This is a genomic window from Streptomyces sp. SDr-06 (assembly GCF_003324565.1).
Lineage (GTDB): Bacteria > Actinomycetota > Actinomycetes > Streptomycetales > Streptomycetaceae > Streptomyces.
Map to the genome: position 1 here is coordinate 148620 of NZ_QOLA01000007.1, position 12675 is coordinate 161294.

Annotated in this window: 11 protein-coding genes; 9 read left to right on the forward strand and 2 right to left on the reverse strand. The window is 71.8% G+C overall.

The window, feature by feature from the left end; translation table 11 throughout:
* The first annotated feature begins 112 nt into the window (after positions 1 to 112).
* From DT019_RS17365 to DT019_RS17385, 5 genes are all read left to right on the forward strand, one after another.
* Positions 113 to 691, forward strand: a complete 579-nt coding sequence (locus DT019_RS17365) for an Asd/ArgC dimerization domain-containing protein (protein WP_114037731.1) — start codon at positions 113 to 115, stop codon at positions 689 to 691.
* On the forward strand, positions 688 to 1779 hold the full coding sequence (locus DT019_RS17370) for an aspartate kinase (RefSeq protein ID WP_223279625.1): 1092 nt from the start codon (positions 688 to 690) through the stop codon (positions 1777 to 1779). Before DT019_RS17365 ends, DT019_RS17370 begins: the two co-directional genes overlap by 4 nt.
* 64 nt (positions 1780 to 1843) lie before the next feature.
* Positions 1844 to 2863: a TauD/TfdA family dioxygenase gene (locus DT019_RS17375; protein WP_114037733.1), complete on the forward strand. Its 1020-nt coding sequence runs from the start codon at positions 1844 to 1846 to the stop codon at positions 2861 to 2863.
* 55 nt (positions 2864 to 2918) lie between these two features.
* A complete protein-coding gene (locus DT019_RS17380; RefSeq protein ID WP_114037734.1) occupies positions 2919 to 4007 on the forward strand; it encodes an acetyl-CoA carboxylase biotin carboxylase subunit family protein in 1089 nt (362 codons plus the stop codon).
* A gap of 20 nt (positions 4008 to 4027) precedes the next feature.
* Positions 4028 to 5056 (forward strand): RimK family alpha-L-glutamate ligase, encoded by a 1029-nt coding sequence (locus DT019_RS17385; protein WP_223279626.1) that lies wholly within the window; start codon positions 4028 to 4030, stop codon positions 5054 to 5056.
* Positions 5057 to 5077: 21 nt separating this feature from the next.
* Here DT019_RS17385 and DT019_RS17390 read toward each other — a convergent pair whose 3' ends face one another.
* On the reverse strand, positions 5078 to 5383 hold the full coding sequence (locus tag DT019_RS17390; protein ID WP_147267322.1) for a hypothetical protein: 306 nt from the start codon (positions 5381 to 5383) through the stop codon (positions 5078 to 5080).
* Positions 5384 to 5498: 115 nt separating this feature from the next.
* Positions 5499 to 6428 (reverse strand): RNA polymerase sigma-70 factor, encoded by a 930-nt coding sequence (locus DT019_RS17395; protein ID WP_114037737.1) that lies wholly within the window; start codon positions 6426 to 6428, stop codon positions 5499 to 5501.
* Between the two features lie 181 nt (positions 6429 to 6609).
* On the opposite strand from DT019_RS17395, the gene DT019_RS17400 reads away from it, so the two are divergent.
* The 4 genes from DT019_RS17400 (at position 6610) to DT019_RS17415 (ending at position 12644) form a co-directional block, all read left to right on the forward strand.
* Complete coding sequence (locus DT019_RS17400) at positions 6610 to 7104, forward strand: carboxymuconolactone decarboxylase family protein (RefSeq protein WP_114037738.1); 495 nt, start codon at positions 6610 to 6612, stop codon at positions 7102 to 7104.
* Between the two features lie 228 nt (positions 7105 to 7332).
* Positions 7333 to 8382: a hypothetical protein gene (locus tag DT019_RS17405; protein WP_114037739.1), complete on the forward strand. Its 1050-nt coding sequence runs from the start codon at positions 7333 to 7335 to the stop codon at positions 8380 to 8382.
* A 496-nt stretch (positions 8383 to 8878) separates the two neighbouring features.
* Positions 8879 to 11476: a rifamycin-inactivating phosphotransferase gene (gene rph, locus DT019_RS17410; protein WP_114037740.1), complete on the forward strand. Its 2598-nt coding sequence runs from the start codon at positions 8879 to 8881 to the stop codon at positions 11474 to 11476.
* Between the two features lie 418 nt (positions 11477 to 11894).
* Entirely contained in the window at positions 11895 to 12644 is a 750-nt protein-coding gene (locus DT019_RS17415) for a maleylpyruvate isomerase family mycothiol-dependent enzyme (protein ID WP_223279627.1), read from the forward strand.
* Positions 12645 to 12675: the final 31 nt, after the last annotated feature.

Genomic DNA, 12675 nt, shown 5'->3' on the forward strand with positions numbered 1-12675 from the left:
GCACACACGCCCCTGGCCCGGCGCACCGAACCGGGCGCCGGTCCGGGAGCGTCGGACAGCAGCCGGGAGTTGCCATGCGCGTGAACCTGACCGCGACGTCGGACGGGACCGGATGCGCGTCGTGGTGAGCACCTACCAGGCCGCCTCCGGCCGCGGGCACTCCGGGATCGCCGAGCTCGCCGAGGGCAGCCGCATCATCCTCGAAGACCCCCAGGCGCCGGTCCCCGCCGAGGAGTTCAGCCCCGGGCTCGCCTTCAACGTCATCCCCTTCATCGACGAACTCCTCGACACCGGGTTCACCCTGGAGGAGCTGAAGATGTTGCGGGAGTCCCGCAAGATCCTGGACATCCCGCACCTCGACGTCACCACCACCTGCGTCCGGGTGCCCGTCGTCAACGGCCACTCCGAAGCCGTGTGGATCGAGTGCGACAGCGACGTCGACCGGGCCGAACTGATCGCGGCGCTGGTCGCGTTGCCGGAGGTCGTCGTCCACGACCGGGACGTCGTCGGCGCCTTCCCGACGCCGCGCACCGCCGGGGCCGCCGACCACGTCCACGTCGGACGGATCCGCGTCACCCCGCACGACCCGCGCGGCCTGTGGCTGTGGGTGGTGGCCGACAACCTGCGGATCGGGGCGGCCCTGAACGCCATCCAGATCGCCGAGGCGCTGAACGACAGGGGAGTGCTGTGACCTCGCTCGCCCCCGCCGTGCTGAAGTTCGGCGGTTCCACCTTCGCCTCACCCGCCGCCTACGGCGAGTTGGCCGACGCGCTGTCCGCGAGGCTCGGCCGCGAGGGCCGTCCGCTGGCCGTCGTGGTGAGTGCCATGCCGGGCGAGACCGAGCGGCTGCGCGGCCGGCTGCACGCGGTCGCCCCCCACCCCGCCGACGAGTGCGCCGCGGGGCTGCTCACCCTCGCCGACACGGTCAGCGCCCACCTGCTGACGGCTGCCCTGCGCCACCTCGGCCGGCGCGCCACCGTGCTGGCCGGGCACCAGACGGGGTTCACCACCGCCGGCTCCTTCATGTGGGCGCGCCTGGACCGCGTCGATCCGGCCCCGCTGCGGGCCGCGTTCGCCGGACACGACGTGGTCGTCGTGCCGGGCGGCCAGGCCGTGGACGACCTCGGCCGGCCCACCTGGCTCGGCAAGAACAGCTCCGACCTGTCCGCGGTCGCCGCGGCCGTCGCCCTCGGCGCCGACACCTGCGAGATCCACTCCGACGTGGCGGGCATCCACAGCTGCGACCCGAACCGGGTCACCGGCACCCGGCTGCTCGACCAGGTGTCCTTCGCCGACGCCGCCACGATGTCCCGGCACGGCGCCAAGGTGCTGCACGACCGCTCCGTACGACTGGCCCGCGAGCACGGCGTCACCATCGTCTGCCGCCGCAACACGGCACCCTTCACCACGGGCACCGTGATCGGCCCCGAGGCCGCCCCGGCCGAGGCCGTGGTCCTCAACTCCCGCTCCGTGGTGCTGCGTTACCCCGACGGCGCCGCAGCGGACCGGGCCCACGACGCGTTCCGTTCGGACGGGGTGGCCGCGCTGCGCCTCGACGACCGCCCGGGCGTGGCGGTGATCGGCGGCTATGTGGACCACGAGGCGTGCGAGCGCCGCCACGGCCTGGCGCCCGGACGCGTCGTCGGCATCCCCGTGACCGTCCTCAGCGGGGGCCACGCCACCGTGCACGTCGCCCCCGACGAGGCCGACGCCGTGCGCCTGGCCCAGAACCTGCACGACCGGCTGCCCGCCCGCACCGGGCGGGCCCTGCCGGTCTGATCCCGTCGCCCGCGGCGGCGCCGGGCCGCCGTGCACCTGAACCGCTCCAGGAAGGAGTACGAAGATGACCGCCCTCGACCTCGCCGTCGCCCAGGACGCCACCCTCGCCGAGATCGACCTGCCGGACAGCGTCCGCGACGGGCTCGGCGCCCAACTGGCCGCCGTGCCCGACCCGGTGGCCGACATCGACTGGTCGATGTCCCGCTACCTCCAGATCTTCGCCCAGCTGCCCATCCGGACGCTCCAGCAGATCCAGGACTTCGGCCGGCACCCCGACACCCCGGGTGTCGGATACGTCCGCAACGCCCCCGTCGACACCCGGCTCCCCGGCACACCCACCGACGGCAGGCCGAGCCCCGACAAGGCCACCTTCGTGGCGGAAGGGGTGCTGCTCGGCCTGAGCGGACTGCTCGGCGAACCGGTCGGGTTCACCACCGAGAAGAACGGCCAACTGGTCCACGACGTCGTCCCCGTGCGGGGCGGCGCCACCACCCAGACCAACCAGGGCTCGTCCGTCTTCCTCAACTTCCACCACGACATCGTCCACGACGCGAGCGGCCGCTACGACCTGGCGAGCCCGGACTTCCTCGTCCTGAGCTGCCTGCGCGCCGACCCCGAGGGCCTGGCCGCCACCTACTACGCGGATGCCCGCGACATCTGCCGGGCCCTGGACACCCCCACCCTGGAGATCCTGCGCAGCCCCCGGTTCCGGATGAACGCGCCCGGCAGCTACGTACGGGACGTGGCGGGCGGCGTCGACGTGCTGTCCGACCCGGTGCCGATGATCAGCGGGCCCGGGCACTGCCCCGAGGTGTCGGCCGCCGCCAACGGCGTCCACCCGCTGGACGACGAGGCACGCGCGGCCCTCGACCGGCTCCAGAGTGCCTGCCGCGGGGTCGCCCACGAGGTGTTCCTGCGGCCGGGACAGGTCCTGCTCATCAACAACCGCAAGGGTCTGCACGCCCGTTCGCAGTTCACCGCGCGCTACGACGGCCGGGACCGCTGGCTCCAGCGCGCCTACGTGCGCCGCAACCAGTGGGACCTGCGCCACCGGGGCGTGCCCGGCGTGCGCCGCCTCCACTGACGCGGCCCGACCGCCCCCACCCCGCCCCATGCCCCACACCGGAGGACGACAGCTCATGAGCAATGTGGCCGTCATCAACTACGGACCCCAGCTCGACTACGCGGCCATGCTCCCCGAACTGGTCGACCGGCTCCAGGTGTTCAGCCACCACGAGCTGAAGAACACCGAGTCCTTCGCGCGCTACGAGTACGTCGAGAACTGCGAGGCCGTGCCGTACGCGGAACTCATGATCCGGCGCCTGGCCCGCGACGAGCCGTTCACGCACATCGTCACGGACAACGAGTACGACCTGGAACGGGCCGCGCGCCTGCGGGAAAGCCTCGGGATCCGGGGGCAGTCGGCGCGCAGCGCCCTCTCGTTCCGCGACAAGGTGGTGATGAAGGAGGTCGCGCGCCGCACCGTGCCCACGGCCGACTTCGCCCGCCTGGAGTCGATCGTCGATCTCACCGACTTCATCGCGGAGTCCGGCTACCCGGTCGTGGTCAAGCCGGTCAAGCAGGGCGGCTCCCGGGACATCTCCGTCCTGCGCGGCGAGGACGACCTCCTCGCCTTCAGCAGGACCGTGTGGCGCGAGGACCTCATGGTGGAGGACTTCGTCGACGGGCAGATGTACCACGTCGACGCGGTCATCGCCGACGGCTACCGGTTCGTCGCCTCCTCCCGCTATCTGCGCAGCTGCCTCGACGCCTTCGACGTGCCTCCCGCCGGCGCGTACCACCTGGAGGTGTTCCACACGCCGGGCGACCGCCTGGTGCTCTGTGAGGTCGCCTCACGCGTGGGCGGCGACCGCATTCCCGCGCTGACCCGGGCGACCTACGGGGTGGACCTGCACACCGCCTCGCTGCGGCTGTCCTGCGATCTGCCCATGGACCCGCCCGCGACGACGCCCCCCGCCGAGGTGCACGGGTCCGTCTCGATCCTGCCGCAGGGCCGCCCGGTGAACGTGCCCGGCAGACCCCCCTTCCCGTGGGTGACCCACTACGAGGTGAACGAGCGGATCGCACCCGACGCCGTGACCTTCTACAGCGCGTCCCACCTGTGCTTCGTCATCGTGCGGGGCGCCGACACGGCGGAAGTCGAACGGCGGCTCCTCGAGGCCGAGGCATGGCTCATGGCACGGCTCGACGAACAGCCGGCCCCGTGAATACGAGAGAGGCGAATCCGGTGTACAAGATCCTCGTCCTGGTGTCAGAGGCGTACAAGTTCAAGCTCGACAACCACTCGATCATTCCGAGTGCCCTGTACCGCGAGGGGCACGAGGTGTCCATCGGCGACATCGACTCGCTGTGCGTGCACGACTCCGTCGTCGTGTGCGACCAGGTCAAGCTGTCGCGCGAATTCGAGGCGGGCGGCGACTTCCCGACGCTGAGCGAGTCCTATGCGTCGGCGGAGGACTTCGACCTCGTGTGGGTCCTCGCGGGCACCCATCCCGAATCGAGCAAGGACTACTTCCAGTTGATCTGGCTCCTCAATCAGAGGGTGCCCTTCGTCAACGACGCCACCGCGCTGTTCTACCTGAACTCGAAGACCAACCTGGGCGCGGTGGTGCCGTCCGAGAACCTGCCGGTGTCCTACGTCTCGAACGACTTCGACTTCCTGAACGACCTGGTGGGCTCCGACAGCGAGCGCTCCTGGGTCATCAAGCCCACCAACGAGGGGTGCGGCGCCGACGTCTACGTGGTGAACGAGAAGGACCGCAACCGCTCGGCCCTGCTGAGCTCGGCCACGGGCAACGCCGCCTCGCGGTACATCAGTTACGGACGCGACATCATCGGCATGGCCAAGCGCCACACCGCGGTTCAGGAGTACATCCCCAATGTGCGGACCAACGAGAAGCGCGTGATCATCGCCGGTGACACGGCGGTCTCCGGATTCCTGCGCTTCCACCGCGACAACGACAACCGCGCCAATGCCTCGGTGGGGGCCCGTTTCGAGGGACTGCGGCTCACTCCCGAGGAGGAGGAGGACTTCGTCCGCGTCCTGGGAAAGCGGCTGATGGCGCACGGCATCTACTACGTGGGGATCGACCTCGCCCACCCGTATGTGATCGAGATCAACATGGAGAACCCGGGAGGCCTGAACTACCACCGCCGCGCCACCGGGGAGGACCAGTCCTCCCACGCCGTCAACACGGTCCTCGCCGCCCTGCGCGCCGGAGGGAAGCTCGGCCCGGAGCGGCCCCCGCTGGTATAGCGGAACCCCTCTCCTCCGGGGTCAGTTCAGGCGCTTGCCGCTCGATGCGTCGACCAGGGCCCGCGTCCCGACCGGCTGCCGCACGGTGGTGCTGACGGGGCGCAGGGCTATGAAGGCCGGACACATCTCGCCCTTCTCGCGGTGCGTCGCCACCCGCAGCGTCAGGGAGACGGTCTTCGCGGACTCGTCGGCCGTGAGCCGCGCCGACTGACAGCCGCCGACTTCCGTGGTGGCGGTGATGGTTCGGCCCTGGATGGTGACGGGCCGGCTGATGCTCCGCGTCACCAGCGGATCCGTGCCGCACCCGGACAGGGCGAGGCCTGCCACGAGAACCAGGAGACCCACCGACACGTACCCCCGTCGTCTGCCCATGCCCGTGGGACGCGGCGCCCCCGCTCCCGGTTCCTTCCGCTTGCGCCGCGCGGGTGCGCAACCCGCGGGCTCAGCGCCGCAGGAGGGTCTCCTTCTCCAGGCGCGACAGTTTCTCGGGATTGCGCACGGCGTAGAGGCCGGTGATGAGCCCCTCGTCGATGCGCACTGCCACGACCGTGTCGATCGCGTCGTCGAACCGGAGCAGCAGCGCCGGACAGCCGTTGACCTGTGCGGGCCGCAGCGTCGCCGCGGTGAGGTTGCCCAGTCCGGCGGCCAGCAGCCGGCCCACCTTGTCGGCCCCCAGGACGGGCCGCAGGACGGCCTGCTTGATCCCGCCACCGTCCCCCAGGAAGACGACGTCGGGCGCGAGGATGTCGAGCAGACCCCGCAAGTCGCCCGTCTCCACGGCCCGTTGGAAGGCTTCGAGCGCGTCCCGGGTCTCCCTGGCGGAGACGATTCCGCGCGGACGGCGCGCCGCGACATGGGCCCGCGCCCGGTGCGCGATCTGGCGGACCGCGGCCGGGCTCTTGTCGACGGCCTCGGCGATCTCGTCATACCCGAGGCCGAACACGTCCCGCAGCACGAACACCGCCCGCTCGGTGGGACTGAGCGTCTCCATCACCAGGAGCATCGCCATCGACACGCTGTCGGCCAGTTCGACGTCCTCGGCCACGTCGGGCGCGGTGAGCAGCGGCTCGGGCAGCCAGGTGCCGACGTACGACTCCTTGCGGCGGCCGAGCGTGCGCAGCCTGCTCAACGACTGGCGGGTGGTGATCCGGATCAGGTACGCACGCTCGTCACGCACCGCGCCGAGGTCGACCCCCGCCCACCGCAGCCAGGTCTCCTGCAGCACGTCCTCCGCGTCGGCGGCCGAGCCGAGCATCTCGTACGCGACGGTGAACAGCAGGTTGCGCTGGGCGACGAACACCTCGGTGGCGGCGTCGAGCCCCCCGGCCGTCCCCTGCGCGTGCTCGTGGTGCTCACTGCGTTCGCTGTTCACCGGCTGCTCCTGCCTGTTCGCCCCGGACGGTGCCACGCCCACAAGACGCTGGGCCCTGCCGCCTTGTGACACCGGCGATCCGTGGGCTACGTCACATCATCGTCCCGTCACAGCGAGCGGACGGCCGGCATCTCTTGTTCGTCCAGCGCACCACCACGACACAGCAAGTGAGGACGACGACATGGACGCCCGATTCAACATGTTCGAGAACGAGTTCGCCGTGAAGTTCGCCAAGCGGTTCGCCAATGCCGGCATGGTGATCCACCAGTCTGCGCTGCCGGAGTCCACCCGGGAGTTGGTGTCACTGCGCGCCAGCCAGATCAATGGCTGCGGCTGGTGCGTGGACGCGCACACCAAGGAGGCCGCGGCCGCGGGCGAGAGCGCCGTCCGGCTCCATCTGGTCGCCGCGTGGCGCGAGTCCACCGTGTTCACCGAGGCCGAGCGGGCCGCGCTGGCCCTGGCCGAGGAGGGCACCCGGATCGCCGATGCGCAGCAGGGCGTGTCCGACGAGACATGGGCCCTGGTTCGCAAGCACTACGACGACGATCAGATCGCGGCCCTTGTCGCGCTGGTCGCCCTGATCAACGCGGCCAACCGGCTGGCCGTGATCGTGCACCAGCGCGGCGGATCGTACGAGGTCGGGGCGTTCGCCGCCGCGCTCGACGGCCCGCACTGACCGGCAGCCCGCCCCGGCCCGGGATCACGAGATCCCGGACGGGGCGGCGCGGTCCCAGCGCCGGCGGCAGCGATCCGGGCCGCGTCCGCCGAGCGGCGGGGTGGGCAGCACCACCCCGCCGGGCACGTGGCCCCACCGGCGGCGCTGGGGGGACAGCCCGTCGGCGGGAGGGCGGCTGGCCCCATCGATCGGATGGGACGCATGGGCGAGGCTCGGAGCATGCCCCGAATGACTCCGACCCGCGGATTCCTGCGTACGGCGAGCGCCGCGGCGCACCTGCGGCTCTTCGTGCTCGTCGGTGTCGCCACCGTGCTGGTGACCCGCGCCTACCTGGCCCTCACCGGCTACCCGAAGCTCGGGGGCGGGGAGGGCCACGGTGGGCTGCACATCGCCCACATGCTGTGGGGCGGCCTGCTGATGCTGGCCGGGCTCCTGGTCATGCTCGTCCTCACGGGTGTCGCCTCGCGGCGGCGAGGGGCGCTGATCGGTGGCATCGGCTTCGGCCTGTTCATCGACGAGGTCGGCAAACTCGTCGCCGTCGACGGCTACTTCTACCCTCCGGCCGCAGGGCTCATCTACCTGTCGTTCGTCGCCCTCACCGGCCTCACCTGGCGGGTCACGCGGCGCGGGCGCACGGACGGCGAGGCCGCCACCGGCGCCGTTCGCTCGGCGGCGGCCGCGGACACCGCGCTGCACGGCGTCCTGACCGGTCTGACGCCGGGGGAGAGGGATGAGGCGCTGCGTCGTCTGCGCGGCTCGGGCGGTCCGGCCACCGCGCTGGACGCGGCTCTGGCGGCCGTGCTCGAAGCCGTGCCCGAGCGCCCTGCCGGGCGACCCGCCCCGCACCACGTGCTGGTCCGGCGGGCCCGCGCCTGGGTGGCGGCCCGGGTGTCCGGCACGCGGTCGCTCGTCCACGTCGCCGCGTGGGGCGCGACCCTTCAGTCAGCGCCCCTGTTGGCCGCCATCGCGGTCGACGGCCTCACGGGCGGCCTCGCCGACGAGACCCAGTGGACGGCCATCGCGGGAGCCCTCGCCTGCACCCTGGCGTCCCTGGCCCTCTCCGTGCGCGGGACGGTCCTGCTGCGCCGCGACCGTGGTGCCGCCCTGCGCACCCTGCGCGCCGCCCTCTTGGTGGACCTCCTGCTGGGCCAGGCCTTCAAGTTCACGATCAACCAGTTCTCCGCGGTGGCCGGTTGGCTGATCAGCCTGGCACTGCTCTACGTACTCTCGGCGCAGCCGGGACGCGGCCCGGCGCCGAGCGCACGGGCGAGCCACTGAGCCGGTGAACGGCCGCGACGGCTGCGGCTTCGACCTGCCATCGCCGCGGAGGACGCGCCGAGAGCGCTGCTCGCAGGGGGTGATGGGTTCGCCGCCAGGGGCATCCCGCCGGGGGCAAAAACAAAGGCAAGGAGAACTTGCTCTCCTTGCCACTCTCAACTTATAGCGCGTTGGGGGGCTTGCCGCAAGGCCCCGGTCAGGGCGCACAATCGTCGGCCGATGCCACAACCGGCCGAAATGAGGGGCGCGACTTGCGTGTGTTGTTGTTGCGGACGACCTACCGGGGATGCGGCGATGCCGGGCCCGCGGTGGGACCGGCACGCGGTGGGATGCGGGGGCGCGGTCCGTCCGGGAGGGTGGAGCGGGTGGCCGACGCGTCTGCGGGGGCTCCAGCGGGGATGAGGGCGCCCTCGACGGGTTCGACGGACGCGGGGACGCCGGTGGTTCGATCCGCCGGCGCTGTACGACGGAGCACGGCCGCCTCGGAGGTGTCGCAGTGAGTGAGCAGTACGTAGTGGATCTGAGGGACGTCGACGAGTCGCAGGCCGCGGTCGTCGGCGGCAAGGGCGCACACCTCGGGGCGCTGTCGCGGATCGAGGGCATTCGCGTGCCGGACGGCTTCTGCGTGACGACCGACGCCTTCCGCCGGGTCATGGCGCAAGCGCCGTCGGTCGAGGACCGGCTCGAGGAGCTGGCGCGCACGAACCCGGACGATCAGGAGACGGTCCGGACGCTGAGCGCGGAGATCCGCCGGATCATCGAGGACATCGCCCTGCCGGACGACCTGGTGGCGGCGATCACCGGCGCGCTCGCCCGGCTCGGTGAGGGGGCCGCGTGTGCCGTGCGGTCCAGCGCGACCGCGGAGGACCTGCCGACGGCTTCCTTCGCGGGCCAGCAGGACACCTACCTGAACGTGATGGGGCCGACGGAGATCCTCCGGCACATCAGCCGGTGCTGGGCCTCGCTGTTCACCGAGCGCGCCGTCACCTACCGCAGGCGCAACGGCATCGATCACCGTACGGTCCACATGGCCGTGGTCGTGCAGCGGATGGTCTTCCCGGACGCGGCCGGAATCCTGTTCACCGCCGACCCCGTGACGGGCAACCGGACGGTCGCCACCGTGGACGCGGGCTTCGGGCTCGGTGAGGCCCTGGTCTCCGGTCTGGTGAACCCGGATGTCTTCAAGGTGCGGGACGGCGAGGTCGTCGCCAGGACGATCTCCGCCAAGCGGCGTGCCGTGCACGCCCTGCCGACCGGCGGAACACGCGAAGTGGCGATCGAACCGGGGCAGCAGGAGCACCCGGCCCTGACGGACGAGCAGGCCCTGCGGCTGGTGCGGCTCGGACGACGGATCGAAGCGCACTTCGGCCGCCCGCAGGACATCGAATGGTGTCTGGTCGACGACGACTTCCGGATCGTCCAGAGCCGGCCGATCACCACGCTGTTCCCCGTCCCGGCCATCGGGGACGACGAGAACCACGTGTACGTCTCGGTCGGCCATCAGCAGATGATGACCGACGCCATGCGGCCCCTCGGGCTCTCGGTGTGGCTGCTGACGGCCATGGCACCGATGCACGAGGCGGGCGGCAGGCTCTTCGTCGACGTCACCGCGCGCCTGGCCGCGCCCGGCTCCCGCGCCGCCCTCCTGGAGCTCGTCGGGAGGGGCGATCCGCTGGTCCGGGACGCGCTGGAGACGGTCCTCGAACGCGAGGACTTCGTCCCGTCGCGCCCGGACGTTACCCCTGGCGGCCCGCCGGCCGCGGCCGCGGCCGCCCCGATCGAGACCGATCCGGCCATCGTCACCGAGCTGATCGAGCGCAGCGAGGCGTCCGTGGCGGCCCTGGAGCGCGAGATCCGGACCAGGTCAGGACCGGCGCTGTTCGACTTCCTGCTCGACGCCTTCCAGGAGCACAAGCGGGTGCTCGGCGACCCGTTGAGCATGCAGGTGATCATGGCCGGGATGGAGGCGACCTGGTGGCTCAACGACAAGCTGGAGGAGTGGCTGGGCGAGAAGAACGCGGCTGACACGCTCACGCTGTCCGCTCCCGACAACGTCACGTCGGAGATGGGACTGGCGCTGCTCGACGTCGCGGACGCGATCCGCCCGTGGCCTCAGGTGGTGGCGTTCCTGCAGGGCGTCCAGGGCGGGGATTTCCTGGACGAGCTGGCCGGACTCCCGGGCGGGATCCAAGCGCGCGATGCCATCACGGGCTACCTCCACCGGTACGGCATGCGGTGCGTCGGCGAGATCGACATCACGAGGCCGCGGTGGAGCGAGCGCCCCGCCACCCTGGTGCCCGTGATCCTCGACAACGTCAGGAACTTCGGGCCGGGCGCCGCCGAGCGGCGCTTCGAGCAGGGGCGGCAGACGGCGTGGGAGAAGGAGCAGGACGTGCTGGCGCGCCTGCGGGCGTTGCCCGACGGCGAGCGGAAGGCCGACGAGACCAAGCGGATGATCGACCGCGTCCGCACCTTCATCGGATACCGGGAGTATCCCAAGTACGGCATCATCAGCCGCTACTTCGTCTACAAGAAGGCACTGCTGGCGGAGGCCGAGGCCCTGGTCGCCGCGGGCGTGGCCGCCGAGAAGGAGGACGTCTTCTACCTCACGTTCCAGGAGTTCCACGAGGCCGTGCGCTCGGGCCGGCTGGATCAGCGGCTGGTACAGGAGCGCAGGGACGCGTTCCGGTCCTACCAGGCGCTCACGCCGCCCCGGGTGCTCACATCGGACGGCGAGGCCCTCACCGGGGCGTACCGGCGGGAGGACGCGCCGGCCGACGCCCTGATCGGCCTGGCCGTTTCGGGCGGGGCCGTCGAAGGCAGGGCGCGCGTCATCCTCGACATGTCGGAGGCGGATCTCGAAGCGGGCGACATCCTGGTCACGGCCTTCACGGACCCGAGCTGGTCGCCGCTGTTCGTCGGAATCGCGGGCCTGGTGACCGAGGTGGGCGGGCTGATGACCCATGGCGCGGTGATCGCCCGGGAGTACGGGCTGCCGGCCGTCGTGGGAGTGGAGGGCGCCACCCGGCGCATTCGGGACGGCCAGCGGATCCGCGTGCACGGTACCGACGGGTACGTCGAAATCCTGTCCTGACCGGTCACCCACCCAAAAGCCCCGCCCCGGGGCTTCCAACTCCCTTGTGGTGCACGACTATTGAGTGCCGGTAGTCCAGGACGCGGCCAGGTGAAGCAGGCCCGGGAGGCGGCGGTTCAGGGGGCGACGGCGAACCATGAAGGTCGCCCCCTGGGCCGTGCGAGGGCCCAGCGGCGGAAGGTGGCTCCTCCCACGGCGTGAAGGAGAGGCACCCACCTTCCGCCCCAGGCGCATCGGCCCCGGTCGGCCTCGTCGGCGCTTGCCTGGTGCTCGTATGCGGCGAGTACGCCGCCTCGCGCATCCGGCGCAACGCCCCTGAGTACCCCGCGTACTGGTGGTAGCCGGGCTCGGAGCGCGGCCGCGTCACGGTGGCGCCCGCCTCGGTCGGTCCCAGGCGAGGCGCGTACAGTACGCGCCTGTGTCCGACACCCTCGACATCACCGCCGCCGGGGCAGCGCGCCTCCTGGACCAAGTACGCGGTTCGGCCGCGCGTCTTGTCGCGGCGCTCGCCCCGCTGACCGACCTCCAGGCCCGCGAGGCTTCGGCGCTGGAAGGCTGGAGCCGGGGCCATGTCATCACCCATCTCGCGCGCAGTGCCGACGTCTATCGATGGCTGCTGGCCCTCGCCCGGACCGGCACCGAGCCCGGGCCGCGCGCCGACGCCGCCACGCTGGAGCGGGCGCTGCGCGAAGGCGCCGGGCGCGGCGCGTCCGAGCTTGTCGCCGATCTCGGCGTCAGCCTGGACCGGCTCCTCGACGAGGCGGCGTCCCTGCCCGTCGAACGCTGGGCCACCTTGGTCTCGGCGCTCGCGGGCTGGCGGCACCCGGCCTGGTTCACCCTGCACCGCTGCCTCCGGGAGCTCGAAACCCACCATGTCGACCTGAGCGTCGGCTACACCGCCGCCAACTGGCCTGTGGATTACGTCGGTTGGGAGCTCGACGGGGCCGTTTCTGCCCTCGCTGCCCGCCGCTTCCCGCTCGCCCGCATCCACGCCGAGGACCTCGGCCGGTCCTGGGTACTCTCCGCGAACGGGCCCACCGTTACGGGCCCGGGCCACGCCGTGCTCTCCTGGCTCGCCGGACGCGGCACGGACCCGCGGCTCCACTGGGACCTTCCCTTGCCCGCCCCGCCGAAGTGGCCGCTCCCACCAGTACCTGGCTGGAACTGACCGGTACGGAGGGGGCGTCGGGTTCGCCAGG